The following is a 25,308-nucleotide window of genomic DNA, read 5'->3' as shown; positions in this document are numbered from 1 at the left end:
GGAGAGCAGCTCGAAGAGCCCATGCAGCACCGCCTGGCTTCCCAGCACTGCCGCCGCCAAGCGACTGCGGCTGAGTGCGACCTTAGACAGCGCCACGCTGAGCGGAATACTCACAGCCAGGGCCAGCAGGATCACCAGCGCATGCGGCGGGTGATGACCAGCCACCGAGTGGGCTAATGCGGCAGCACTGACTGCCGCTGAGGCGGCGAGGACTCCGCGAATGGTGCGTACGGCAGGAGTGTTCGACGCCGGGGCGTGATCATATGCGCCCATGCTCACTCTCCTGCACCGATTCTCTGGATCTGCCGGTTACGCCTGCAGTCTACGCTCAATCGCGCGAATTTCTACACTGTGTAGAAAACACTCGTTTCGGCCCTGGAGGTGCTCAGCAGCCGGAGTGTCCTTGCCCGTACTCCCCCACACTCACTGGCAGTCCGCCGGGGGCAGCTTCCCCAGTGAGCACCCGCAGCAGGGCGTCAAAGGACTCGGGGGTACGACCATAGAGTGCAATCTTGGTCCCCGCAGTGGAGGAGGCCAGGCCCTCGGGACGATCCAGGGCCACGACGACGTCCCCGGTTCCCGGGGTCATACTGCCCAGTAGGGTGACCACAGGTCCGGCCCCGGTGCTGATTCCGGCCCGTTCAGCCGCTGCCGCCAGCCGGGCGCGGTCCTGTTCGGTGCCGCCGTAGATCTGAATCGAGTCGGTGACCAGCGGTGCCTCACACTGACCCTCCACCACGGTGACGGCCTGACCGAGCAGAACATCCGCGGCTTCCGATGAACTGAGCGCTTCAAGATCGGCCGCGCCGTCGTCGTTCCCCCGGTCTTCCTCAAGCAGGATCTCCGGCATCGGCACATCCGGACCGGCCGCCAGTTCACCTGCCGCCAGATCCTGCTGCCAGAGCACCAGGGCGATGACTCGCTCGGCCGCTTCGCTCAGTCGCTCAGCGGGCAGCTCCCCGGATTCAACCGCCTCGACCAGGGCGGCGTGGGCGCCAGGGACCGAGGTAGGCATCAGCAAGAGATCAGCCCCCGCTGCCAGTGCGCTCACGGCGGCCTGATCACCTCCGCCATAAGTGGCGGCCATATTCATCGCGTCAGTGACGATCACTCCCTCATGCCCCATGGAGCGGATTTCTTCATAGGCCGCAGCGGAAAGCGAGGACGGTACGCCGGGATCCAGAGCCGGAACCTCAATATGGCCCATCATCACCATGGGCACACCAGCCTCCACCGCCTGGGCGAAGGGCACCCAGTCGCGACTGCGCAGCTGCTCCAGATCCGCCTGCTGGACCGGCAGGGTGTAGTGCGAGTCATCAGTCACCGAGCCGTGGCCCGGGAAGTGCTTGACCGAACCCGCCAGACCGCCCTCGGCCAGCCCGCGGATTCCCGCCACGGCGAGGTTGCCGACCGCCTCAGGATCCCCGCCCAAGGACCGGGAGCCGATGGTGGGGTCTGCCGCACCAATAGTCACATCAGCATTGGGGGCAAAACTCACGGTGAACCCTAGGTCCAGCAGATCCCGACCCATGTGCTGGTGCCCGGCCCGGGTCAGCCTCAGGCCCCGCTCTGGGTCAGCGGCGTAGGCGGCCCCGTAGGCCATCGGCGTCGGCCACTCCGTCACCGGCGCACCTACCCGGGTGACCAGCCCTCCTTCTTGGTCCACCGAGAGAATCGGCGGAACTTCACGCTGCGGATCCGCGGCCGCAAGCACCTGAAGCTGGCCAGCAAGGGCCTCAGTATCCACAGAGCTGGTTCCGCCGGGGATGTTGTGGCCCATAAGAATCACCCCGCCCAGATGAAGCTGCTGGATCTGCGTGGCCGCAGACTCCACATCATTGCCCTGGTACTCCCCGATCAGGACCTGACCGGCCTGCTGCTGAAGGCTCATCTGCGCCACAATCCCGGCGGACTGCTCATAATGTTCTTCACCGGGGCCGGCAAGTGCAGCTTCGCGTGCCTGACGCGCCTCGTCCACGGCCGCATCGTGTTCTGCCTGAGCGTCTTCCTCCGCCGAGGAACTCTGCTGCCCTGCACTGCTCTCAGAACCCGCGCCGCCGTTGCCAGAACCGTCGGGACCGGCGTCGTCGGTTGCACAGGAGCTGGCAAAAAGACTCACAGCCAAGGCCAGGATCAGCACGCGGCGAGGGGAAGAATTCATGGGTTCCAGAGTAAGTCACCGCCGGCTCAGATACGGAGCGCGTCCTGACCAGGGGCGTATGGCAGTAAGCGCCCAGAATTCAGCCAGGAAGTCTCCAGCTCCGTGGATAGAGTGAACACAGCCGCACCGCAATCGGTGCAGCGATATCTGTGTGAAGGAGAGCCAAGTGGAATTGCCCTTTGCGAAGTCTGAACGCTTCACCCTCGGCCTGGAATGGGAACTAGCCCTGGTGGACCGTCAGACCGGCGATCTGCGCAGCGTGGCCGAACGCATCCTGGAGTCTGCGCGCAAGGAGATCCCCGAGCTCTCCGGAGAAGACGAACACCCCTATGTGAAGCAGGAGCTGCTGCTGAACACCATCGAACTGGTCACTGATGTGTGCCACAGCGTGGAAGAGGGTGTGGAGCAGCTGCGCAAGACAGCGCAGACGGTGATGAAGCATGCCGAACCCCTGGATGTGGATCTCTACTGCCAGGGCAGCCACCCCTTCGCTCCGCCGAGCAAGCAGCCGGTGACCGATAAGGAGCGCTATAACGAGCTGATCTCCCGCACCCAGTGGTGGGGTCGGCAGATGGTGATCTACGGCGTCCACGTTCACGTGGGGCTCGATGATGTGAAATATGCGATGCCGGTCGTCAATTCACTGTGCAACTACAACGCGCATTTTCAGGCGCTTTCGGCTTCTTCCCCGTACTGGTCGGGTGAGGACACCGGGTATGCCTCCAACCGTGCGCTGATGTTCCAGCAGCTGCCCACCGCCGGGACCAGCTTCCAATTCGAGGAGTGGTCCGGGTATGAGAAGGCCGTCTCCGATCTGGAGCACACCGGAGTGATCCGCGATGTGACCGAGGTTCGCTGGGATGTCCGGGCCGTACCGCGGCTTGGCACTGTCGAGCTGCGGGTATGCGATGGCGTAGCGACCCTGGAGGAGATCGGTGCACTGGCGGCGCTGACCCAGTGCCTTGTCCGTGACACTGTGCAGCATTTGGACAATGGCGGCTCGGTGACCTCCATGCCGCCGTGGTACGTGAAGGAGAATAAGTGGCGGGCAGCCCGCTACGGGCTGGATGCGATCATCATCCTCAATGAAAACGGTGATGAGGAGCTGGTCTCCGACCACCTGGCCAAGGAACTGGACCGGCTGGAGCCGGTGGCGAAGGAACTAGGCTGTGCCGAGGAGCTGCGGTACGTGGAGACCATGATGAAGCAGGCCGGTTACCAGCGGCAGCGCAAGGTTGCCGAGACCCACGACGGCGACCTGCGCCAGGTGGTGCTGGATTCCGCCGCGCGCACCCGCACCTCCATCAACGGCTGATCTCGCTGAAGGCGCACCCCACTTACGCAAATAGGCGCTTGCGCAGCTAGGGTGCGATTGCGCTAAGTGGGGTGTCGTCCCGCACCTGGCTGACCTGACCGCCACGCCATGCGATGGGCGATTATCTGCGCCGCCGTTTTCCACAGGTGGCCAATCCGACCTCGTGTCATCTCGCGGACGGCATCAGGCTGGTGCTATGACACCTGCGCCCGCACCCCCAATCCCGCACTTGCTGCTGCCGACGCCGCCAGGGCGGCCCAGTACGGACCGGACCCTCGAACACCGGGCACGTCAGGGCGAACTCCTAAGGCTCCGACGCGGCGTCTACGTCGACACGGCCGCATTCTTCAGCGCCTATCCCAGTCAGCAGCATCTGCTGGCGGCCGCCGCAACTGCCGCGGTCAAGCGCAGGCCCGTCTTTTGCCGGGAAACATCTTTAGCCGTGCACGGTGTGCCGATGCTTCAGGTCCCCAACGCTGTGCATCTGCGAACGTTTCGCTCCTCGCGCGCGGGAGCATCCGGCGCATCCTTGCCGCAACTGCCAACCCAGCATCGCGAACTTCAGCACCTTCTCAAGCAGGCCCAGTTCTCTTCTGAACTCATCCGTCGGCGGTTTCAGGCGTTGGCGGAACGACGCGTCGTCGCTCCTATCCCCACCGGTTATCACCGGGCTCAAGCGACTGCGGCATATCGCAATCGTGAACTCCAGCTGCCGCTAGGCCCACCGGCACAGTTCTTCAGGGATCTGCTAGCGCCAGGGCAGCTGACTCAGGCAGAATCCCTGACCTTCAGCGTGATTGATACGGTCGCCAGGATGGAACTGGCCGACGCCATCGTCGTTCTTGATGCTGTACTCGGGGGACGCGTTCCGGGGCACCGTGCCCTGGCGACCCAGGACTTCGCGCCCTGGCTCGATTTCCTGGGCCCCCAACGGATGAAGGACCGGTGGGATCAACTCATAGCCTTCGCCGACGGCGCGGCAGAGTCAGTCGGCGAGTCCTGGTCGAGGGCGGTGATGCACACTCTGGGATTTCCAGCACCGATTCTGCAAGCGAACTTCCAACTGCCGCGCGGGGACACGGCGCGAACCGATTTTTACTGGCCGGATCTCGGGCTTGTCGGCGAGTTCGATGGGCGGATGAAGTATTCCCGGTCCCGGGTACTCTCAGGCCTCGATCCCGGAGAGGTCGTCTTCCAGGAGAAACTGCGCGAGGAGGCTCTCTCCGAGCTGGGGCTTCGCGTGGTGCGCTGGGTCTGGGATGATCTGAAGTCCCCTCAGCAGCTGGCGGACCGTCTGCTTCGCGCAGGCTTGCCGCAGACAGACCGGACGGGCTCACTGCGGTGAGGACACCCCACTTCACGCATTCGCACCCCACCTAGGCAAGCGCGCGTTTGCGGATGTGGGGTGCGATCGGCGAGATCGCAGCTGCCTGCGGCGGATTAGACGCTGACGCGCTCCACCGGCAGAGAGGAATCGGCCGGGATGCCCAGCGAGGATGGGGACGCGCCGGCTGCCACCAGCTGGGCGCCCAGGGCTGCCACCATCGCACCGTTGTCAGTGCACAGTTTCACCGGTGGGATGATCAGCTGGATGCCCGCTGAGGCACAGCGGTCCCCCAGCAGCTGACGCAGCCGGCGATTAGCAGCCACGCCCCCGCCCAACAGCAGCGTGGTGATGCCATGCTCTCGGCAGGCACGCACCGCCTTGGAGGTCAGCACATCAACTACCGCCTCCTGGAAGCTGGCAGCGATATCAGCCACCGGCACCGGCTGACCGGCCTTCTCAAACTGCTCCACGGCACGGGCGACTGCAGTCTTCAGCCCGGAGAAGCTCCAGTTATGGCGGTGCTTCCCTGGATTCTCAGCGCTGCCTTCGAACTTCGGCATAGTCAGCCCACGGGGGAACCGGAAGGCTTTAGGGTCGCCATCGGCGGCGGCAGCGTCAATGGCCGGTCCCCCGGGGTAGCCCAGGCCCAGCAGCCGGGCGGTCTTGTCATAAGCTTCCCCGGCTGCGTCATCGATGGTGGAGCCCAGCAGCTGCACATCATCGGTCAGCGAGCCTACGCGCAGGATCTCAGTATGGCCGCCGGAGACTAATAGCGCACCGGTATTCGGCGGCAGTGACTGGACCTGCCCCTCGGCAGTGTCCAAGAGCCCCACCGCCACATGCGCCACCAGGTGGTTGATGCCGTAGAGCGGCTTATCAGCTGCCATCGCCAGGCCCTTGGCTGCGCTCAGTCCGACCATCAGGGCACCGGCGAGTCCTGGACCGGAGGTCACCGCAATCGCATCAACCTCATCCAGGCTTACCCCGGCGGTGTCCAGTGCGCGGCGCAGCGTGGGGGTGAACGCCTCCAGATGCGCCCGGGCAGCAATCTCCGGGATCACACCGCCGAAGCGGACGTGCTCCTCCATGGAGGAGGCCACTTCATTGGCCAGCAGCCGGGTGCCCCGCACAATGCCTACGCCGGTTTCATCGCAGGAGGATTCGATGCCGAGCACCAGCGGCTCAGCCTTGGGTGCTGCAGCAGTTGCGCTCATGGGGCTCCCATCAGATTGGCGGCAGTGGAGGGCTTGGGGTCGGCGAGGTGTTTGCGCATGATCAGCGCGTCCCCGCCGTCGGGATAATACGCCCGCCTCTTGTGGATCTGTTCAAAGCCCACGCGCAGGTAGAGCCGCTGGGCTGCGGGGTTGTCCTCGCGGACCTCCAGCAGCAGGTCTTCTGCGCCCCGGCGGACGGCCTCGGCTTCTATCTCGGCCAGCAGCCGGGTGCCCAAACCCCGGCCTTGGGCGGCGGGAGCCACCGCAATGGTCTGCACATCAGCCAGCGGCAGCACGCACATCATTCCGGCATAACCGACGATGACGCCGCGGCCCTGAGGCTGGGTAGCCTCCGCCACCCAGTAGCGGTGGGTGGCTCGCTCGGCGGCCAATGCAGGTTCAGCCTGAGCGAGCTCGTCGTAGAAGAAACTCTCCGGCCAGGCATCGTGGGGGAAAAGCTCGCGTTCAAGTTCGAGGACGACGGCGACGTCGGCGGCGGTCATCGGGCGCAGAGTGATGGAGCCCGGGGTGGGGGCTTCAGCGTATGTGCCGGACATGCTCAGCGGCCTCGCATCTGCTGTGGCACTTGAGCATCAGATTCGCGCAGGTACAGCGGATAGGGATCGCGCAGCGCGCCTTCTCCCGCGGCTGCGGCCACCATCGCCAAATCCGCAGCGTCCGGGAGCCAAGTGGCGACGTCGGCGTCGAGGGCCACGGGATGGAGCTGTTCAGGATAGAGGCCGGCTCCGGCACCGACTACCGGCAGGGCAGGCGCCTGGTCGGCGGCGCTGACATGGGGCCCGTCCAGCATGACCGCAGCCTCCTGCGCGGACCGGTAGCGTGCCCAGTAGATTTCGTGGCGGCGGGCATCGGTGGCCACCAGGAACTCCTTCGGCGTATCGTCACCGGCGGTGCGCACCAACCGGTACGCCAGGGCATCGAGGCTGCAGACCCCGTGCAGCGGCAGCCCCCATGCTTCAGCAAGGCTATGCGCCAGGGCCAGCCCCACGCGCAGGCCGGTAAACGGCCCGGGACCCACACCGACGACGACGCCCGTCAGCTCCTTCACCGCTACCCCGGCCTGGTTCAGAACGGCATGGTTCAGAACGGCCTGACTCAGAACCTCCTGCACCGCCGGCGCGAGCCACTCCGCGTGGGTGTTGGTGGCCGAGGTCCGCCGGCTGGCAATGACGCCCTCAGGGCCGAGCAACGCCACAGAGGCACCGGCGGAGGAATCGATAGAGAGAAGCACCCCTCCATCGTAACGACGAAGGGGTGCTTCCCTTGAAGCGCAGGCTCTTTAGCGGATGACTTTGCGCATATACAGCGCCAGACCCTCCACAATCAGCACCACAACCAGAATGTTGATGATCAGCAGCGCGAGCACATCGAACTGCTGCAACCGGTGCGCCTGCAACAGCCAGTACCCCACGCCGCCAGCACCGACGATTCCCAGCAGCGTGGAGGCGCGAATATTGACGTCCAGCTGGTACATCACGTGGGCGATCATCGCCGGGGCAGTCTGCCGCAAAGTGGCAGCAAAGTAGACCTGCGCGCGGTTGGCGCCGCCAGCCCGGACGGCATCCTGAACCCGCACATCAGTCTCCTCGATGGAGTCCGCCACCAGTTTCGACAACAGGCCGATCGCGCCGAAACCAAGCGCGAGCACACCCGGCACCGGACCGAAGCCGACGATCACCAGCAGGATGATGGCCAGGATCAGCTCCGGAATACCGCGCACCACCACGATGAACACACGGAATCCGGTGGCCACTGCGGCGCTGGGCGCCACGTTCCGGGCAGCCAACGACCCCACCGGGATGGCCAGCACCACGCCGAGCAGCGTGGCGGCCAGGCCCATCTGCACGGTTTCCACCACTGAAGGCCAGAAGAAGTCCCAGTAGTTGCCGCCCCCACTGGGCGGGAAGAACTGCCCCATAGTCGGGAAGAAGTTCTCGACGGCGCGGCCGAAGTTCGCCTGGGTCAGATCCGTGACCAGCACAGCCAAGGCGATGAGCACCAAGAGAGTACCGATGCTCAGCGTTCGGGCGATGCGCGCCCCATCCCAGGGTGGGCTGACCCTGACCCTGCCACTGCCAAGTCGCTGTGGACTGTGGGTGTCCACCGGCCGAGTGACCCATCCGTCGGAGATGCTGTTCAGCAGCCCGATGAAGCCGCCCTTGCCGCGGCCCATAATTGCCATGCGGATGACGCCGGCAATCAGCTCCACCACGATGCACAGCACCAGTACCACCAGCGCCAGCGCCATACCGCGCTGCCACTGCATAGTGTTCAGCGCACCGGCGAGGTAATAGCCGATGCCTCCGACGCCCACATACCCCAGGATCACCGAAGCTCGCAGATTGATGTCGAAACGGTGCAGGCCAGTGGCGATGATCTGCGGCATGATCTGCGGGATCACAGTAGACAGGATCCACTGCCACCGCCCTCCACCGGCTGCCTGAATCGCTTCCGAGGGACCTTTGTCGATCTCCTCAATCGCGTCGGCATAGAGTTTGCCCACCATACCGATGGAGCTCAGGCCCATGGCAAGGATGCCGACCAAGGCGCCGAGACCGAAGAGCCGGAACAGGATGACGGCAAAAACAATGTCCGGAACAGCCCGGCAGAACATGATGATCACGCGTGAGCTGAAGCGCGCGAAAGGGCCGGTGGTGGTGTTGGCTGCTGCCAGCACAGCCAGCGGTAGGGAGACGAAGACCGAGAAGGCCGTGGCCAGCAGCACGATGGCCAGAGTCTCCACTGTCATCGACATCAGTTCCCCGAACTCGGGGAAGTCCAGCGGCAGGGTACGGGAGAGGAAGTCTCCGGCATTGGCGAACTGACCAAAGACCTTCTCGGGGGTGACCCCGAGATCGATCATCGACCAGACGCCTCCAGCAAGCAGCCCGAGCATAATCACCCACACCACGATGGTGTGCGGGTTCGGGGCCGGGCGCGGAGGCAGTTCGGTACGGCCTGCCGTGGAGCGTGGGGCAGGCGCGGGTGCAGTGAGTGTCATAACGGGCCGAACCTCTCAGGCCTGCGGGGCCGCGGCCAGAGCGGAAGCTTCCTGCTCCAGCTCGTTCTCGCCGACCTTCGCCACTGCACTGTAGATGGTATGGGCCTCATCGAGGCTGAGGGTGCGGGAGTCGCGGTCGAGCACCACTTCACCGCCGCGCAGACCGATGATCCGATCGGAGAACTCTAGTGCCAGCTCCACCTGGTGCAGCGAGCAGACCACGGTGAGGTTGTCCTCCTTGGCGATCCGGCTGATGAGGTCCATCACGGTGGCCGAGGACACCGGGTCCAGAGCGGCTACGGGCTCATCGGCCAGCAGCACCTGAGGCTCCTGAATCAGCGCACGAGCGATGGCCACCCGCTGCATCTGACCTCCGGAGAGTGCATCTGCCCGGTTGAAGGCCTTATCTGCCAGGCCAACCCGGGCCAGCTGTTCCATGGCCTGTTCGCGCACTGCCCTCGGGTAGCTGAAGAGCCCGAGCCGCGGGCCGCGCAGTGAGCCCAGTTTTCCTGTGCAGACGTTCTCCAGCACAGACATCGACTCCACCAGGTGGAAGTGCTGGAAGATCATGCCGACGTCGCGGCGTAGGTGGCGCAGCTTCTTCTGTCCGGCCCTATGCACTTCGGTGCCGAGGGTGATGACTTCACCCTCGGTGGGCAGCTGCAGCCCGTTGATATGGCGCAGCAAAGTGGACTTTCCCGAGCCCGAAAGCCCCAGCAGCACATTAATCTTGCGGGGCACGAAGTCGATGTTGATGTCTTTGAGAGCGGTGAGGTCGCCGAAGCGTTTGGTCACCTGCCGAAGGCTGATGCTCTGCTCGCCGCCGGACGCCGGAGCCTGGTAGTCGAAAGTGGTCTGTGCCATGGTCAACTGTCGCTTTCTTCTTCTTCCGCGGTCTTACTCATAGGAGTGGCACAGCCCGCATCTCAAGTCCCGACCCATCGGGCCGGGTGAGGTGCGGACTGTGCCGAAAGGGTGAATCACACGGTGCAGGCGTCAGCCTCGGTGATCTCACACACTGCGCGGATACCGTCGAAGACGGAGTCGTCGACCTCGATGTAGCCGAAGTCAGCGGTCGGCACCACGGCGGAGCAGTCGTTCTCAGGCTCGCTGCCGGGCTCGGGGTTCTCGCAGTAGCCGTTCTCGGCCAGCCACTCAGTGTTGAGCTTGGTCAGCAGGATGTCCCGCATGGCCTCGACCATGTCCTCGGGCAGGGACTCATGTGCGGCAAACGGTGCCGACGGGATGTCCTCAGACTCCCAGACGACCTTCATGTCATCCGGGGAGTAGTTGCCCTCGGGGCCGGTCATGTTGACATCGACCATGGTGTCGTAAGCGAAGCCGGCGTCGCAGTCACCGTTCATCGTGGAGATGAAGGAGGCGTCGTGGCCGCCCGCGAAGACCGACTCATAGTCGCCTTCCTCCAGGCCAGCTTCCATCAGGCCTGCAGTCGGGTAGAGGAAACCGGAGGTGGAGACCTGGTCCACGAAGCAGACGGTCTTTCCTTCGAGGTCCTCGATGCTGTTGATCTCGTCGTTATCGGCCTGGGTGACCAGGTAGGAGACGTAGGAGGGATCCTCACCTTCTGCGTTGATGGCCACGGCCACCGGCTGGGCACCGGCGGTGTCAGCTGCCACCACGTAGGAGAATGGGCCGAAGTTGGCGATATCAGCGTTGCCGGCGTTCATCGCTTCGATCACTGCCGCGTAGGAGGTCGCCGAGGTGGAGTTGATCGTCACGCCCAGGTCCTCTTCGAAGAGCTCGAGCAGGACTTCGTACTGCTGGACCAGCTCGGTCTGCTCCTCAGACGGGATGGAGATGAACTCCAGGGTCTCGGGCCAATCCTCACCGCGCTCAACGGTGGAGTTTTCGTTCTGGTTTCCCTCAGCTGCATCAGCGGTGGCGCCGTCGTCGCCGCAGGCAGAGACCAGCAGTGCGAGGGAGGTGACTGCCGCAGCAAGTCCAAGTCGGGAGGTGCGTGACATCCGTTTCCTCTTCCAGAGTGTCGGTATTGCGTAATGTGGGAGTAATTCAGCGCCGGGCTGGGCAGGACTGCACAGGGCACGACGGCGCCTAGAACACTCTGGGCTCGCAACGTTGAGGATGAGGGAATCTCAGGCAACCAGAAAGTGAACACTGCAGAAACAGCCCTAGACGTTCCATAAAATACCCACTAAAACGTGACGGGCATCACGAAACACAGAGCGCACTAAATACTGGAACGCTCTAGTTCGCTGCCTCCCGGAGATAGGCCACCAACTGATCTCCTGCCTCATTCAGCGTGCCGCTATTGATGATCTCCAGATCCACCGGAAAGTCAGGCGCAGGATCGGGCCGGTTCAAACGCGCCGCCAGCGCGGCGTAGTCCTCCCGCCCGCGGGCAATGATCCGTGCCCGGCGCACATTCTCAGCTACGGTGATGCGCACAACCCGAGCCCGAGCGAAGCGCGTGCTGAGCTGCCCCAGCACAGTGCGGGAGAGATTTCCGACCACCACCGCCCCGGCGCTGACCTGTTCTAAGGTTTCGGCCGGGATCCCGTACTGCAGGTGGTGCGCCTTCCAGGACAGAGCGAAGGCACCTGCAGCTTCGAGTTCTGCGAATCGTGGCACGCTGACATGCTCGCTGTCCTCAGCATCGCCGGCCATCCGGGTGATCACCCGACGTGGGAAGAGGAACCCCTCGGGTTCAAGCCTGCGCTGGGCATACCGCAGCACTGCGTCCTTACCGGCACCGGAAGGACCGACTACCCCTACGAAGACCCCGCTCATGCCACCCGCAGTCCCTCACGCCACACACCGCGCACAATGGGCACCGGAGAGCCGAGCGGGTGCTGGTCATCAGGAGCGCCGTCGTAGGCATGCACACGGATCAGATCAGCCCGCATGCCCGGTGCGATCACGCCGCGGTCCTCCAAACCGATGGAACGGGCCGGATTGGCGCTGATCAGCCGGGAGGCCTCCGGCAGGCTCAGGTCGCCCCGAGCCACCAGGAGGAAGGCCGCCTGCAGCGGACTGGCGGGCACGTAGTCGCTGGAGATGATGTCCAACAGACCGTGGCTGAGTAACTCGGTGGCCGCCACATTCCCGGAGTGGGAGCCGCCGCGGACAATATTGGGAGCACCCATCACTACGAGCTGGCCGGCTTCGCGCGCTGCCCGAGCAGCCTCCACGGTGGTGGGGAACTCTGAGATCCGCACGCCTAAGGCTGCAGACTCATCAACATGAGCTTCGGTGGCGTCGTCGTGGGCTGCCATGGTGATCCCGCGAGTGACCGCACGGTGGGCCATCTGCTGGCGATGAGTGTCGGCGAATTCGGCGGAGAGTCGGTGGAGTTCCTGCACATGATCGTCGAATGTCGCGTTGTTCAGCCGGCCCTTGCCGATCATATAGGTGCGGAAGGCCTCCACATCGGCGTACTGCCGCTGGCCCGGGGTGTGGTCCATCAGAGAGACCATCCGGACCCTCTCGTGGGTGCCAACCTCGTCGAACACCTCGACGACGTCGGGGGTGGAGACCTCACAGCGCAGGTGGATGAAGTGATCTGCTCGCAGCAGACCGGAATCTGCGGCATGAACGACGGCGTCCACCAGCGTCTGGGCGCTGCGTGCCATATTGTTTCCGTCCAGCGGGCCGGTGCCGATGCGAACGGCGTCGAGCACCGTGGTCATTCCGGAGGCGGCCATTTGGGCATCATGGGCAATGACGGCCGGGATGGGATCCCAGAACCGCTTGGGCCGAGGCTGATAGTGAGTCTCGACCTGGTCGGTGTGCACCTCGACCAGGCCGGGCATCAGCAGCTCCTCAGCCAGATCCTCACGGCGGTCACCAGGCAGCTGGGGATCTTCGGAGATCTCAGCGATCAGGCCATCCTCCATGCGCAGTGATCCATGGATGATCTGATCGGCAAGCAGGATCCGGGCGTTGTTTAGGACCAAAGACATAGCAGGCACATTCCTCAGGTGGTGATGGTGGGCGCGAAGGGATGAACAGAGAGGATCTCGAAGGGCGCGGCGGGGGCGGATTCAGCGGAGCTGGATCCAGCGGGGGCTGATTCACCGGGGGTGGATTCAACGGGGGTGGATTCAACCGAGTCCGGTTCGACGGCGATCACTACAGACCGCAGGGCCACGTCCTGACCGGTGACATCAGCGAAATGATCCGCCAGCGCGGCGTCGACCTCGTGGGCCCGGTGGGGTGGCAGCGCATCCGTCAGGGTCAGGTGGAAGCGGAACTCGTCGTATACGTAGGGGTACCCCCATTGCCAGAACAGTTCGCGCTGGCGCAATGAGAGCTCCGCTGGTCTGCGTCGGCCAATGTCCTCGCGGCTCAGCGGTGCGCGGAAGTGATCGAACTCGCGCACGGTCTCTTCTGCCAGAGCGTTGATACTGCTGAGGTCACCGGTTGGCAGCATCGCCCGGAACGCGCCGAGCGGACGCGGGGACAGTGCTGGTATGACCAGCTCCGTACGGGCTGCGGCGAAGCGAGTCAACGCATCCTGCAGCTCAGCTTCGGTGTGCCCGGCAGCCAGCCTGAACGGTGCCTTCAGCGTGGCGTGGAAGCCATAGCGCCGGGCGCTGACGGTGAGCTCGCTGAAGTCCTTGCGGGCGTACCAGGTCTCGGCTGCTGCTCGCAGTGACACCGCCGCGGCGTCATCGTGGGCTCCCAGTGCACCCGGGACCGCGTAGATCGCGTACCTGGTCATCAGGCGCTGACCGATCCGGCGGCTACGCTGGCTGCGGCCTGTACATCCACCACAGCATCGGCGACGGCTCGGCGCACCTGGGCATCATGGAAGATCGCCAGCATGCCCACGCCCTGGGCAAGACGTTCGCGCATCAGCTCGATGACTACCTCGCGGTTGCGGGCGTCCAACGATGCAGTGGGCTCATCCAGAAGCAGCAGCGGATAGGGCGCAATGAATCCTCGCGCGACATTGACCCGCTGCTGCTCGCCGCCGGAGAAGGTGGCCGGGGGAAGGCTCCACAGCCGCTGCGGGATACTCAGCCGCGCCAGCATGTCCGCAGCCTGCTGCTGAGCCTGGGAAGCGGACACCCCGCGCTCGCGCAGCGGCTCAGCGACCACCTCAAGAGCGGGCACCCTGGGCACCGCGCGCAGAAACTGGCTCACATACCCCATAGTGCCCCGTCGGGCGGCCAGGACCTGGCGGGGCTGGGCAGCCGCCAGGTCCAGCACACCATCGGCGTGGGAAAGCAGGATTTTCCCGGAGTCAGTGCCGTAGCTGCCGTAGACCATCTTCATCACGGTGCTCTTGCCGGCCCCGGACTCACCGCCTAAGACCACGCAGGACCCGCGCGGGACGTCGAAGCTGAGCCGGTGCAGCACGGGCATGACCTGTGCGCCCTGCAGGTGCAGGGTGAAGGTCTTGCTGATGTCACGAACGGACAGGACCGGCTCAGCGGCCATCTGGTGCGCCATGGGGTTCATCCTTGCAGGATCGAGGAGACGAGGAGCTGGGTATAGGCGGCCTGCGGGTCATCGAGCACCCGGTCGGTAAGCCCGGATTCGATGACGACGCCGTCCTTCATCACCAGAGTGCGGTGTGAGATCAGCCGAGCTACCGCGAGATCATGGGTGACGATGATGACCGAGAGCCCCAGATCAGCAACCAGGGAGCGGATCAGATCAAGCAGCCGGGCCTGCACGGAGACGTCCAGACCGCTGGTGGGCTCATCCATGAAGACCAGCCGAGGTGCGAACACCAGGTTGCGTGCGATCTGCAGCCGCTGGCGCATCCCTCCGGAGAAGGTGGCCGGGGTGTCATCGATCCGGTGGGAGGGGATCTCCACCCGTTCGAGCCAGTGCTCGGCCTGGGCCCGGAGTTGGCCGTAGTGGCGTGCACCGTTGGCCATGAGGGGCTCGCAGATATTGCCCCCGGCGCTGATGTGCATGCGGAGTCCGTCAGCGGCGTTCTGGTGGACGAAACCCCATTCGGTGCGCCAGAGCCGTCTGATGTCGCGCTCACTCAGCGAGGCTAAGTCAACTGCCCCGGCCGTGGCCGTGATGCCGCTCGAATCAGCCGGACGGTACCGGATGGTTCCCTCATCGGTAGTCAGCCGCTGCGAGAGCATGCCCAGCAGTGTGGATTTACCGGATCCGGACTCCCCCACGATGGCCAGCACCTCACCGGGCCACAGATCGAAGCTGACGTCCTGACAGCCGAACTGCTGTCCATACCGGTGACCGGCGCCCTCAACGGTCAGCAGCGCGGACTCATCGGCATCACTGTGCAGGCTCATACTGTGCAGGCTCATACCGTGCAGGCTCATACCGGGATCTCCTGTCCGGCAGCAGCTGCTGCCTCCGCGGTCTTCTGGCAGTAGTCGGTATCCGAACAGACGTACATCACGGCTCCGGCGTCATCCATCACGACTTCATCCAGATAGACGTCTTCAGCACCGCAGATCTGGCAGGGCTGTTCAAAGCGCTGCGGCTCAAAGGGGTAGTCCTCAAACCCCAGGCTTTCAACGTCGGTATAGGGCGGGATCGCGTAGATGCGCTTCTCCCGTCCGGCGCCGAAGAGCTGCAGTGCGGGGCTCTGATGCATCTTGGGGTTATCAAAACTGGGAATTGGCGACGGCGCGGTGACATACCGCCCATTGACCATCACCGGGTAGTCATAGGTAGTGACGAAATGCCCATAGCGGGCGATGTCCTCATAAAGCTTGACGTACATCAGCCCGTACTCCTCCAGCGCATGCAGCCGCCGGGTCTCAGTTTCACGGGGTTCTAGGAACCGTAAGGGCTCGGGAATCGGCACCTGGTAGACCATGATCTGGCCCTCGGCCAACGGTGTCTCGGGGATGCGGTGGCGGGTCTGGATGATAGTGGCCGCCTCGGTGTGCGTGGTGGTGTGGACGTTCACGACTTTCTCAAAGAACTGTCGGATAGACACCGCATTAGTGGTGTCATCGGCACCCTGGTCGATGACCTTCAAAGTGTCCTCGGGCCCAATGACAGCTGCAGTGACCTGCACCCCGCCGGTGCCCCAACCGCGCGGCATGGGGACCTCCCGAGACGCGAAAGGAACCTGGAAACCCGGTACGGCTACGCCTTTGAGCAGGGCGCGGCGCACTACGCGTTTGGTCTGCTCATCCAGGTAGCCCTCGTTGTAGACGATGCGCGGCTCAGCCATGTGCGGTCTCCTTCTTGTCCTGCTGCTCAGCCTGACGGCGCTGCTCGGATTCCTGCCGCTCTTCTAACTCCCTGCGCTCTTCAAACTCCCGGCGAAGCTGTCGCAGCAGGACCAGTTCGCCCTGAAAGTCCACGTAGTGCGGCAGCTTTAGGTGTTCCACGAAACCGGTGGCCTGGACATTGTCCGCGTGGCTGAGCACAAACTCTTCGTCCTGGGCAGGTGATACCTGCCGTTCTCCGAACTCCTCGGCGCGCAGCGCCCTGTCCACCAACGACATCGACATCGCTTTGCGCTCACCCCGTCCGAAGACCAGGCCGTAGCCGCGGGTGAACTGCGGAGGCTGTTCCGCGCTGCCTACGAACTGGTTGATCATCTGGCAGTCGGTGACCTCCATACGACCGATGGGCACCTCGAATCCCAGCTCAGGAGCCTCGAAGCTGACTTCCACCTCACCCACGCGCACTTCTCCGGCGAACGGATGCGTCCGGCCGAAGCCGCGCTGGGTGGAGTATCCCAAAGAGAGCAGGAACCCTTCGTCTCCGCGGGCCAGTGCTTGGAGCCGTTCAGCCCGCGACATCGGATACACCGTGGGTTCCCGGGTGAGATCCGCAGGCTCGGGGTCGCTCCACCCCTCGGGACGGTCGGGCTCGATCAGAGCGTCGACGCCGAGGAGATCAGTGATGCGAGGCATCGCCACTTCCTCCTCGGTAGCCTCTGCGGCCGGTGGTTGTGGTGTCGGCAGATCATCGGCGAGCAGCCGGTGGGTGTAATCGAAGGTGGCCCCTAACTGCTGGCCACCGGGAAGATCCTTGAACGTGGCGGAGATTCTGCGCTCGGCTGGCAGCGCAGAGGTGTCCAGCGGCGTCGTCGTACCGAAGCGCGGCAGCGTGGTGCGGTAGGAGCGCAGCAGTGTCACCGCCTCCAGCACATCGCCCTGGGCCTGCAGCAGCGCTTTGGCTGCCAGGTCCGGGTCATAGAGGGACCCTTCGGCCATCACCCGGGAGATCAGCACGCCCATCTGGTCACGCACCTGACGCCAGCCGATCCGAGCGTCCTTACCGCTGCCGCGCTGTGCCAGCAGGGCATGGGCGTTGGCGATGGCCTTTTCACCGCCTTTGACTGCCACATACATCAGTGGGCCCTCCCTTCCAGTGCCGTGAGCTCAGTGGTGCGTGGCAGGGCGCGCACGCTGGTGTGGTCAGTGAGAATAAGATCGACGCCGCGCGGGAACCGGGAGTGGTTGACCTGCCACTGGTCGAGGAATCCTGCCCCGAGGCCTGCGATGGTGAGCGTGGCCTGCCCCTTGATGCCTGGGCCTGCGATCCTGAAAGTGGCTGCGGGATCGGCTGGCGGCATATCGAGTGCCGGGGTGTCGAGTGCCGGGGTGTCGATCACCACGGTGGCGGAGATATGCGGTTCCTCGTCGGTGCCGCAGGCCAGAGCGTTCAGGTCCGGGGCGTGGGCAGGGTCAGCGACGACGACGAACATCGCCTCGGCGGGGTCCTCAACGATCCGAGCGCCGGTGTGGAATCGAAGCCATGACTCCACAGTGCCGGTTTCTCGCAGCTGATCATCCAGCCAGACCGGAGTCTGCTCATCGCAGAGGGTGAGGATCACGGCCCCGGCTGCTGCGCCTAGCGGTCCCGGGGCGCGCAGGGTTTCTTGGACCGCCGGTGCCACCTCATAGGTTGTGCCTGGGCGGGACATGGCCTCCAGTACCGCCCGGAAGGTCTGTTGGGCGTCGTGGACTGGATCGGCGAATCCGGGCAGGTAATTCTCGGCTGCTCTCATTCCGCATCCTCTTCATCGTCAGGTCCGGCGTTTTCGCGCGCTACGGTGAAGAAGTCCACGAGCGTGCTGCGCGCCTGGGCTCGGCGTCGTGCTTCTTGCTGCGCCTGTGCCTGCTCCAAAGGCTCAATCACGTCGCTCAGGACACGGGGGCGCTGAGCCGAGTGCAGCAGGGCATCAAAAATTGCGGCCACACCGGCATGATCGGGATGGCTGCCCAGTACATAGGCTGTGCCGGTGTGGTCTGTGCCCAGTTCGGCGTCGCGGATGAGAACTGTCGCGCGGGTGACAGTCGCCTCGCCGAGATTGAATCGGTCTCCGGTTCCGCCGGTCCGGCCCTGCACCATTACGAGCCCGGCTTCGGGTCCGCGCAGATACTGAACCTCAGGAGGGTCAGGCCAGTTCTCCCACAGTTCGGTGAGCTCCTCCAGAGGAGCATTGGCCAATACTCGGGCGGTGCGCTGACGCTCATCAATGCTGGGCTCACCAACACTGGCGGAAGCTGGCGGGGCAGAAGGCGAGTCAGCGGCAGGTGGAGCGGTGTCAGATGAAACAGCGTCGGCGGGCATGAGCCCAGTGTGCTCAGGGCATGTAGCTGCCCCGGGACTCTTGGGTGAATCAGAGGTGAACGGACTCGTAAACTTCCCGTCACCTGTTGCGGATCGGCAACAAGTCCCGTTTCTCCGCTCGTGGCCCGCCAGAGGGCGAACTCATGAGCCTGGCTGGCCGCTCACCATTCAACGGTCAGCCGGATGACATCTGGGCGGTGCCAGCCTCGAGAGAACAGCAGCGGACGCTGGGTCTGCGCATCACGGCTGAGGGTCTCGATCATCGGCACCAGCTCGGGCTGGGGCAGTTCCAGCATCTGTTCCACCTCGTCAGGAGGGAAAACGTGGGAGACCCGGCTGCGCGCGCGTACCGGCTGGTGCCCTGCCATGCGCAGAGACTCATAGAGTGACTCCACGGTCCGCAGCGCCAGTTCAGCCTCGGCCAGCACCTCTGGAGCGATCCAGATATGCGCACAGGCACCGATGCGGTCATTGATCCAGCTGCGCCGCCGCACCCGGGTCAGTGACGCGCCCGGGTCGCATTCGAGGGCCTCGGCCAGCTCGGGCCCTGCGGTGACCACGGTGACATCTTTGAGGATGCTCTTCACGGTGCCGCCTGCAGCGGTGATCCCGGCGCTCAGCGAGGGCGGCAACGCCGCGGAGATCAAGTGGTCCACCGGCCGGTTGGTGAAGGTCCCGGCCCCGCGAACCCGGCGAATCAGGTGTCTGGACTCCAAGATGCTCAACGCTGATCGCACCGCAGCGCGGGTGACGCCGAAGCGTGCTGCCAGCTGATGCTCCCCTGGCAGCTGCACCCCATCGGGCAGCTGCGCCTGCTCCTGGCTCAGCTGCTGGGCGATCTGCTCCGGCTTCACTGCTGAGAAGGCCCGGGCTTTGCCGCGCTCAAACGGGCGCCGGGGTATTCGGCGGTGACGTCTGGGGCGTGTTCCCAACGCCGTCCGTAGCCGCGCAGCACAGCCAGGCGCTGGCTGCCGAGAGCGTCGGCCTCTGTCTCGGAGAAATCAGTCTGGAACACCGGGGCACTCTCAGGCACAGCTGCGCGGGCGTCGTCGTCACCTGGGGGTGCTGCTTCGGATCCGGTGTCAGTGCGGGTCAGCTCCAGGTCAAGCCAGGACCCCTGGGCTCCCATCAGGGGAACTTCGACGACGCCGCGGCCCCACTCCACCACCGTCACCGACTCAGCAAGACTGGCCGCCAGATCAAGTGATTCGAGGCCTTCGACGTCGGTGCGGTAGGCATCGACATGTACCAGGTCCGGACCGCCGCTGCGGCTGCGGTGGATCCTTGAGAGCACAAAGGTCGGCGAGCTGACCAACCCCTCTACCTCCAGTGCGGCAGCCAGGGACTGTGTGAAGGTGGTCTTTCCGGCCCCGAGCCCGCCGGTGAGCACCAGCAGATCCCCGGCGCGCAGATATACGGCCAGGCTGCGGGCCAGCTGCTCAGTGTCCTCGAGATCCTCCAGCGGGATCTCCAGAGTCCACTGGGGGTTATCGGCGGCGGCAGGAGGCTGGGTATCTGACACGCTTCCTATGGTAGTTCCGCCTGCTTCGGCAGCGGTATTGGGGCTTAGGCCTCCGTGACGCTGCTGTCGGTCACTTCGCGCGGGACCCGGGCACCGATGCGGGTGATGATCTCGTAGTTGATGGTCCCGGAGGCTGTCCCCCATTCGGCGGCGGAGATGCCGGAGGCACCACCGAAGATCGTGACTTCATCGCCGACCTGCACATCGGTATCCGCAGGACCCAGGTCGACCACGAACTGGTCCATGGCCACCCGACCGGCTGAGCGGTAGAGGGTTCCATTGATGCTCACCGGAGCGTGAACCGCTGAGCGCGGAATACCATCGGCATAGCCCAGCGGAATCAGCGCCAATGCACTGGGGCGGTCCACGCGGTGGGTGAGCCCATAGCTGATGCCCTGTCCCGCCGGGACCACTTTGACATTGGCGACTGTGGTGCGCAGTTCCATAGCGGGCTTCAGGCCCAGCGATTCGGCGCTGCGATCAGCAAATGGGCTCTGCCCGTAGACCCCGACGCCGACTCGCACCATATCGAAATGGGCATCGGGACGGGAGAGCGCGGCCGGAGTATTAGCCACATGCCGGAGATCGGCAACGATGCCATGTTCAGCAGCAATTTCTAGGGCCTGTCGGTAGGCGCTCAGCTGCTCGTCGGTTTCCCGCCGGTCTGGCTCATCGGCCACTGCTAGATGCGTGAAGATCCCTTCGACGCTGATCAGGCCCTGCTCCTTGTGCTGCCGCACGCGCTGGAGAAGATCCGGCCAGGCGGCCATGGTGGAGCCGTTGCGGCCCAGTCCGGTGTCGATCTTCAGGTGGATGCGCGCCGGTGTCTGCAGGCTTGCAGCAGCCGCGGCGACCTCTTCCAGTTCCCATCCGGAGACGCCGAGGTCGATGTGGTGCTCAATGGCCTGAGCGAAATCTGTGCCGCGGGTATGCAGCCAGGCCAACACGGGTGCCTCGATGCCGGCTTCGCGCAGTGCTAGGGCTTCGGTGACATGAGCGGTGCCCAACCAGTCAGCTCCGGCGTCCAGGGCGGCACGAGCGACGGTAAGGGCACCGTGTCCGTAACCATCAGCCTTGACGGCCACCATCATCTTGGCCGGGCGCACAAATTCAGCGATGGTCCGCACGTTGTGCCTGATGGCAGCGGTGTCAATAAGTGCTGTTCGTTCTGCCCCTGCCGGTGAAACCATGTGGCCAAGCTTATCGGGCGCCGCCGGTCCCCCGGCGCGCAGATCAGCACTCAGCTGGCCAGGACCTCCGCCGGCAAGTATTCAGTCGGCCAGTACGCGCAGCAGCGCGGAGGCACCGTATCGGCCGTGTCCCCGTGGGTCGAGCCGCCGGGCCGCAGCGGCATGCAGGGCCACACCCAGCGCGGCACAGTACCGCGCTGATTCCTCCTGGGTGGCCAGCAGGGCGCCGATGATTCCAGCCAGCACATCTCCGGTGCCTGCAGTGGCCAGTCCCGGGGCGGGTTCGGTATGCAGCAGCGGCGGTTCGTCCCCGGGGGTGGCGATCACCGTGACCGGGCCTTTGAGCACGACGACGGCGCCGGTCAGCTGCGCCAGCCGGGGTGCCGCGGCAAGGACTTTCTGCTCTGCTAAGGCATCCTGCAGCTGAAGGTCTCCTAGCCGCTCGGCCAGTTTCTGGGCCTCCCCGGTATGCGGGGTCAGTACCGTGTGCTTCCCCAGGGAACCGGCATAGCCGGGATCGGCCAGCAGCTTAGGCGTGATTAGCGCCAGTGCGGAGGCATCCAGCACGCAGGGCACTGCGTTTCTCCGGGACTGCTGGAGCAGCGCTTCCGCCTGCGCCAGACGCTGTGAGTCATCTCCTAATCCGGGTCCGATGACCATCGCAGCAGCACGTTCGGCCTGGTTCGAGGCCACTGTCTCCGGCCAGTGGTTGACCACCGCCTGCGCCACCGCATCCGGTGCCTGCACCTGCGCCATTCCCACTCCCGTGGCCAACGCCGCGCCGACGCTCAACTGGGCGGCACCGGGATACCGTGCAGAGCCGACCAGCAGGTGGAGCACTCCGCGGGAGTATTTGTGGGCATCGGCGTCCGGGCCCCGACGGCGCAGCACCGGCACCGCTTCCCCGGCAAGATTCCTCGCAGCCCCACCGGACCCACTGGAGTGGTCAATTCGCTGCGTATCCCCAGGCCGGAAGCGCAGCAAATTGTCCACTCCGGCCTGGGTAGTCATCCCAGCACCTCCAATGGTGCCAAGGGTGTCAACTAGTTCGCTCATGACATAGCCGGTGGGCTCGGGCAGGTGCGCACCGAGCCCGATGTCTACGGTGTGCAGCACACCCGAGAAGGCCCGACCCTGGCCAAGCAGCAGCCCGGTCTTCAGGCCGCCGAAAGTCACCGTGTGATCGGCGCGGATCGCAGTTCCGCGCACGGCCCCTGTCTCTGCGTCCACACCAGAGGGCAGATCGCAGGCGACGACGACGCTGTCCTGGGGTAACGATGGCGCATCGAAGCTGCCGCTGAAGCCGGTGCCCACCACAGCATCCAGGATGAGGTCGGCGCCGTCGTCGATAGTGGTTTGCAGCTTCCCACCGGCCTGCCGGAACGCCGCGAGTGCCTGAGTGTGGCAGGTGGGTCGCAGCAGCACAGCGCGAGCATCTACGCCGCGGCGGCGCAGAAAAGCCAGCGCGTAGAGTCCGTCCCCGCCGTTATTGCCGGAGCCGATGAGGCCCACCACGGTGGCCCCGTACACCGAGCCGCGTTGAGCTTGAAGAATCTGCAGGATATGCGCCGCAAGCCCCCAGGAGGCCCGCCGCATCAGGGCTTCCCCTTCGCCGACATTCAGAAGAGGCTGCTCCGCGGCGCGGATCTGCTCTCCAGTCCAGACCGGAATGAGCCGATACCCTGGCTCATCCCGGTTCTGCGAGTCTCGCTGTGTCAGCACGGCTCAGCCTTCGGCAATCACCATGGCGGTGGCGACGTCGCCATCGTGGGAGAGGGAAAGGTGCCAGCGCTGCACACCTTTGGCCTCGGCAACTGCCGCTACTGTGCCCTGCACTTTGACATGTGGGGCCCCGGCGGCATCCATGGCGACCTGGCAGTCCTGCCAGTTCATACCGGCCGGTGCTCCCAGTGCTTTGGCCACTGCTTCTTTGGCGGCGAAGCGGGCCGCCAGGGAGCGGGTATTCAGGGGGCGTTCGGCTTCAGTGAAGAGCCGCTCGCGCAGGGCGGGGGCCTTGCGCAGCTGCTGTTCGAAGCGGGTCACCAGGACTACGTCTACGCCGATGCCTACGATCATCTCGGTCTCCTCCCGAATACATGTGAGGCTCCAGGCCGATTCGACCGGGAGCCTCACATATGGTTCTTAGTTCACGCTGTTCACCGCAGTTTCTCGCCTACTACGTCACTCCACGGTGACGGACTTGGCGAGGTTACGCGGCTGATCCACGTCATAACCCTTCTCCGCAGCCAAAGCACACGCGAAGATCTGCAACGGCACAGTAGTCAGCAACGGCATCAGCAACGGCGCAGTCGAGGGCACATAGAACACCGTCTCAGAGAACTCACCCACCGACTGATCCCCAGCCTCAGCCACCGTAATAGTCTTCGCTCCGCGGGCCCGGACCTCCTGAATATTGGAGACCACCTTCGAATGCAGACTATTACGCCCATGCGGAGACGGAACCACCACAAACACCGGCTGATCCTGCTCAATCAACGCAATCGGACCATGCTTCAACTCACCAGCAGCGAAACCCTCAGCATGGATATAGGCCAGCTCCTTCAGCTTCAGCGCACCCTCCAACGCCACCGGATACCCCACATGACGGCCCAGGAACAACACACTCGGGGTGTCCTTCATACTCCGCGCCAAAGCCTTAATCGACTCAGCACCATCAAGGATCTCCTGGATCTTGCCCGGAATCTTATGCAGATCCGCCAGAATGTCCTTGATCTCCTCCTGGAACAACTGACCCCGCAACTGCGCCAAATACAGACCCAGCAGATACGACGCCGCAATCATCGCCAAGAAAGCCTTCGTCGAAGCCACCGCGATCTCCGGACCAGCATGCAGATACAACACAGCATCTGATTCACGCGGAATAGTCGACCCATTGGTATTACAGATCGAGAGGGTCCGCGCACCCTGTTCCTTGGCATACCGGACAGCCATCAGCGTGTCCATGGTCTCACCAGACTGAGAGATCGAGACCACCAAAGTCGACTCATCAATAATCGGATCCCGATACCGGAACTCATGGGCAAGCTCCACCTCCACCGGGATACGAGTCCAATGCTCAATCGCGTACTTCGCCACCAGACCCGCATAGGCCGCAGTCCCACAGGCCAGCACAATGATCTTCGAAGTCTTCTTCAACTCCTCAGGATCAATACGCAGCTCATCCAGAGTCAATCGACCCTCAGCATCAGTACGACCCAGCAGAGTGTCCTCCACCGCCTTGGGCTGTTCATTGATCTCCTTCTCCATGAAAGAGTCATAGCCGCCCTTTTCCGCTGCAGAGGCATCCCAGTCAATATGGAACCGCTTACCCTCAGCCGGGGAGCCATCAAAGTTCATGATCGTCACATCATCAGTAGTGATGGTCACAATCTGATCCTGCTCCAGCTCCACCGCCTCACGGGTGAAATCAATGAACCCGGAGACATCAGAACCAAGGAAGTTCTCTCCCTCACCAAGACCGACCACCAGCGGGGAATTCCGCCGCGATGCCACCACCCGGTCAGGCTGGGCCACATGAACAGCCAGCAGCGTAAAGGCGCCCTCAAGCTCATTAGAAGCCTGCCGCATCGCCTCAGTCAGATCAGCGGTCTCACGGTAATAGCGGCCTATCAGCTTCGCTGCGACCTCAGTATCAGTCTGAGACTCAAAGACCTCACCGGCAGCCAGCAGCTTTTCCTTCAACTCAGCGAAGTTCTCAATGATCCCGTTATGGATCACCGCCAGCTGACCCTCATCACCGAAATGCGGGTGCGCATTCTGATCAGTAGGCCCACCATGGGTCGCCCACCGGGTATGACCAATGCCCACAGAAGCCGGCCGCATCGGAGCAGCATCAATCTCTGCCACCAGATTCGCGAGCTTGCCAGACTTCTTCCGGCCCTCGATCACACCATCAGCAACGGTGGCCACACCGGCAGAGTCATACCCGCGGTATTCCAGACGCCGCAAACCCTCCAGCAGCACATCAAGAGCAGCATGCTCACTGGTCTTCTCAGGCAGGCCGATATAGCCAACAATTCCACACAT

The 25,308-nt window shown here is 64.1% G+C and carries 24 protein-coding genes and 1 pseudogene; 2 read left to right on the top strand and 23 right to left on the bottom strand.

The window, feature by feature from the left end:
• Both TX78_RS04225 and TX78_RS04220 read right to left on the bottom strand, forming a co-directional pair.
• Nucleotides 1-273, bottom strand: a pseudogene (locus TX78_RS04225) (hypothetical protein); the annotation flags it as partial.
• Nucleotides 274-385: 112 nt separating this feature from the next.
• A complete protein-coding gene (locus TX78_RS04220) occupies nt 386-2,161 on the bottom strand; it encodes a glycoside hydrolase family 3 N-terminal domain-containing protein (protein ID WP_233722156.1) in 1,776 nt (591 codons plus the stop codon).
• A gap of 166 nt (nt 2,162-2,327) precedes the next feature.
• Here TX78_RS04220 and TX78_RS04215 point away from each other — a divergent pair, with 166 nt between their 5' ends.
• Nucleotides 2,328-3,476, top strand: a complete 1,149-nt coding sequence (locus TX78_RS04215) for a glutamate--cysteine ligase (RefSeq protein WP_044493975.1) — start codon at nt 2,328-2,330, stop codon at nt 3,474-3,476.
• Nucleotides 3,477-3,672: 196 nt separating this feature from the next.
• Complete coding sequence (locus TX78_RS12520; RefSeq protein WP_147640410.1) at nt 3,673-4,821, top strand: hypothetical protein; 1,149 nt, start codon at nt 3,673-3,675, stop codon at nt 4,819-4,821.
• Between the two features lie 95 nt (nt 4,822-4,916).
• On the opposite strand, the gene tsaD is transcribed toward TX78_RS12520, so the two are convergent.
• The 21 genes from tsaD to glmS all read right to left on the bottom strand — a co-directional run bounded on the left by tsaD (nt 4,917) and on the right by glmS (nt 25,308).
• The gene (gene tsaD / locus TX78_RS04205) at nt 4,917-6,017 is read right to left on the bottom strand and encodes a tRNA (adenosine(37)-N6)-threonylcarbamoyltransferase complex transferase subunit TsaD (protein ID WP_044493973.1); all 1,101 of its coding nucleotides are present in this window, start codon (nt 6,015-6,017) and stop codon (nt 4,917-4,919) included.
• Complete coding sequence (gene rimI / locus TX78_RS04200) at nt 6,014-6,574, bottom strand: ribosomal protein S18-alanine N-acetyltransferase (protein WP_044493970.1); 561 nt, start codon at nt 6,572-6,574, stop codon at nt 6,014-6,016. Before rimI ends, tsaD begins: the two co-directional genes overlap by 4 nt.
• Nucleotides 6,575-6,576: 2 nt before the next feature.
• Nucleotides 6,577-7,269 (bottom strand): tRNA (adenosine(37)-N6)-threonylcarbamoyltransferase complex dimerization subunit type 1 TsaB, encoded by a 693-nt coding sequence (gene tsaB / locus TX78_RS04195; protein ID WP_044493968.1) that lies wholly within the window; start codon nt 7,267-7,269, stop codon nt 6,577-6,579.
• Nucleotides 7,270-7,317: 48 nt separating this feature from the next.
• Nucleotides 7,318-9,039, bottom strand: a complete 1,722-nt coding sequence (gene phnE / locus TX78_RS04190; protein WP_049897436.1) for a phosphonate ABC transporter, permease protein PhnE — start codon at nt 9,037-9,039, stop codon at nt 7,318-7,320.
• 15 nt (nt 9,040-9,054) lie between these two features.
• Nucleotides 9,055-9,903: a phosphonate ABC transporter ATP-binding protein gene (gene phnC, locus TX78_RS04185; protein WP_044493967.1), complete on the bottom strand. Its 849-nt coding sequence runs from the start codon at nt 9,901-9,903 to the stop codon at nt 9,055-9,057.
• 116 nt (nt 9,904-10,019) lie between these two features.
• Complete coding sequence (locus TX78_RS04180; RefSeq protein WP_044493964.1) at nt 10,020-11,024, bottom strand: phosphate/phosphite/phosphonate ABC transporter substrate-binding protein; 1,005 nt, start codon at nt 11,022-11,024, stop codon at nt 10,020-10,022.
• 241 nt (nt 11,025-11,265) lie between these two features.
• Nucleotides 11,266-11,808 (bottom strand): phosphonate metabolism protein/1,5-bisphosphokinase (PRPP-forming) PhnN, encoded by a 543-nt coding sequence (gene phnN, locus TX78_RS04175; RefSeq protein WP_044493962.1) that lies wholly within the window; start codon nt 11,806-11,808, stop codon nt 11,266-11,268.
• The gene (locus TX78_RS04170; protein ID WP_044493960.1) at nt 11,805-12,980 is read right to left on the bottom strand and encodes an alpha-D-ribose 1-methylphosphonate 5-triphosphate diphosphatase; all 1,176 of its coding nucleotides are present in this window, start codon (nt 12,978-12,980) and stop codon (nt 11,805-11,807) included. Before TX78_RS04170 ends, phnN begins: the two co-directional genes overlap by 4 nt.
• Nucleotides 12,981-12,994: 14 nt before the next feature.
• The gene (locus TX78_RS04165; RefSeq protein WP_049897434.1) at nt 12,995-13,741 is read right to left on the bottom strand and encodes a DUF1045 domain-containing protein; all 747 of its coding nucleotides are present in this window, start codon (nt 13,739-13,741) and stop codon (nt 12,995-12,997) included.
• A complete protein-coding gene (gene phnL / locus TX78_RS04160) occupies nt 13,741-14,475 on the bottom strand; it encodes a phosphonate C-P lyase system protein PhnL (RefSeq protein ID WP_081652554.1) in 735 nt (244 codons plus the stop codon). The genes TX78_RS04165 and phnL overlap by 1 nt, the downstream gene beginning before the upstream one ends.
• A gap of 5 nt (nt 14,476-14,480) precedes the next feature.
• On the bottom strand, nt 14,481-15,311 hold the full coding sequence (phnK, locus tag TX78_RS04155; protein ID WP_081652590.1) for a phosphonate C-P lyase system protein PhnK: 831 nt from the start codon (nt 15,309-15,311) through the stop codon (nt 14,481-14,483).
• 11 nt (nt 15,312-15,322) lie between these two features.
• The gene (locus TX78_RS04150; protein ID WP_044493957.1) at nt 15,323-16,192 is read right to left on the bottom strand and encodes an alpha-D-ribose 1-methylphosphonate 5-phosphate C-P-lyase PhnJ; all 870 of its coding nucleotides are present in this window, start codon (nt 16,190-16,192) and stop codon (nt 15,323-15,325) included.
• Nucleotides 16,185-17,324 (bottom strand): carbon-phosphorus lyase complex subunit PhnI, encoded by a 1,140-nt coding sequence (locus TX78_RS04145; RefSeq protein ID WP_044493956.1) that lies wholly within the window; start codon nt 17,322-17,324, stop codon nt 16,185-16,187. The genes TX78_RS04150 and TX78_RS04145 overlap by 8 nt, the downstream gene beginning before the upstream one ends.
• Entirely contained in the window at nt 17,324-17,983 is a 660-nt protein-coding gene (gene phnH, locus TX78_RS04140) for a phosphonate C-P lyase system protein PhnH (protein ID WP_044493953.1), read from the bottom strand. Before phnH ends, TX78_RS04145 begins: the two co-directional genes overlap by 1 nt.
• Nucleotides 17,980-18,549, bottom strand: coding sequence for a phosphonate C-P lyase system protein PhnG (gene phnG, locus TX78_RS04135; protein ID WP_081652553.1), 570 nt, complete (start codon nt 18,547-18,549; stop codon nt 17,980-17,982). The genes phnH and phnG overlap by 4 nt, the downstream gene beginning before the upstream one ends.
• A 161-nt stretch (nt 18,550-18,710) precedes the next feature.
• Nucleotides 18,711-19,403, bottom strand: coding sequence for a GntR family transcriptional regulator (locus tag TX78_RS04130; protein ID WP_049897433.1), 693 nt, complete (start codon nt 19,401-19,403; stop codon nt 18,711-18,713).
• On the bottom strand, nt 19,400-20,071 hold the full coding sequence (gene tsaE, locus TX78_RS04125) for a tRNA (adenosine(37)-N6)-threonylcarbamoyltransferase complex ATPase subunit type 1 TsaE (protein ID WP_233722155.1): 672 nt from the start codon (nt 20,069-20,071) through the stop codon (nt 19,400-19,402). The genes TX78_RS04130 and tsaE overlap by 4 nt, the downstream gene beginning before the upstream one ends.
• Before the next feature lie 44 nt (nt 20,072-20,115).
• On the bottom strand, nt 20,116-21,261 hold the full coding sequence (alr, locus tag TX78_RS04120; RefSeq protein ID WP_044493952.1) for an alanine racemase: 1,146 nt from the start codon (nt 21,259-21,261) through the stop codon (nt 20,116-20,118).
• 81 nt (nt 21,262-21,342) lie between these two features.
• Complete coding sequence (locus TX78_RS04115) at nt 21,343-22,983, bottom strand: NAD(P)H-hydrate dehydratase (protein ID WP_049897432.1); 1,641 nt, start codon at nt 22,981-22,983, stop codon at nt 21,343-21,345.
• Between the two features lie 3 nt (nt 22,984-22,986).
• A complete protein-coding gene (locus tag TX78_RS04110) occupies nt 22,987-23,337 on the bottom strand; it encodes a holo-ACP synthase (RefSeq protein WP_044493951.1) in 351 nt (116 codons plus the stop codon).
• A gap of 105 nt (nt 23,338-23,442) precedes the next feature.
• Nucleotides 23,443-25,308 carry a glutamine--fructose-6-phosphate transaminase (isomerizing) gene (glmS, locus tag TX78_RS04105; RefSeq protein ID WP_044493948.1) on the bottom strand — a complete coding sequence of 622 codons (1,866 nt, stop codon included), beginning with the start codon at nt 25,306-25,308 and terminating at the stop codon, nt 23,443-23,445.

The organism is Nesterenkonia massiliensis, from assembly GCF_000455245.1.
In the GTDB taxonomy this organism is placed as follows: domain Bacteria; phylum Actinomycetota; class Actinomycetes; order Actinomycetales; family Micrococcaceae; genus Nesterenkonia; species Nesterenkonia rhizosphaerae.
This window is presented reverse-complemented; position numbering and strand designations above follow the sequence as displayed.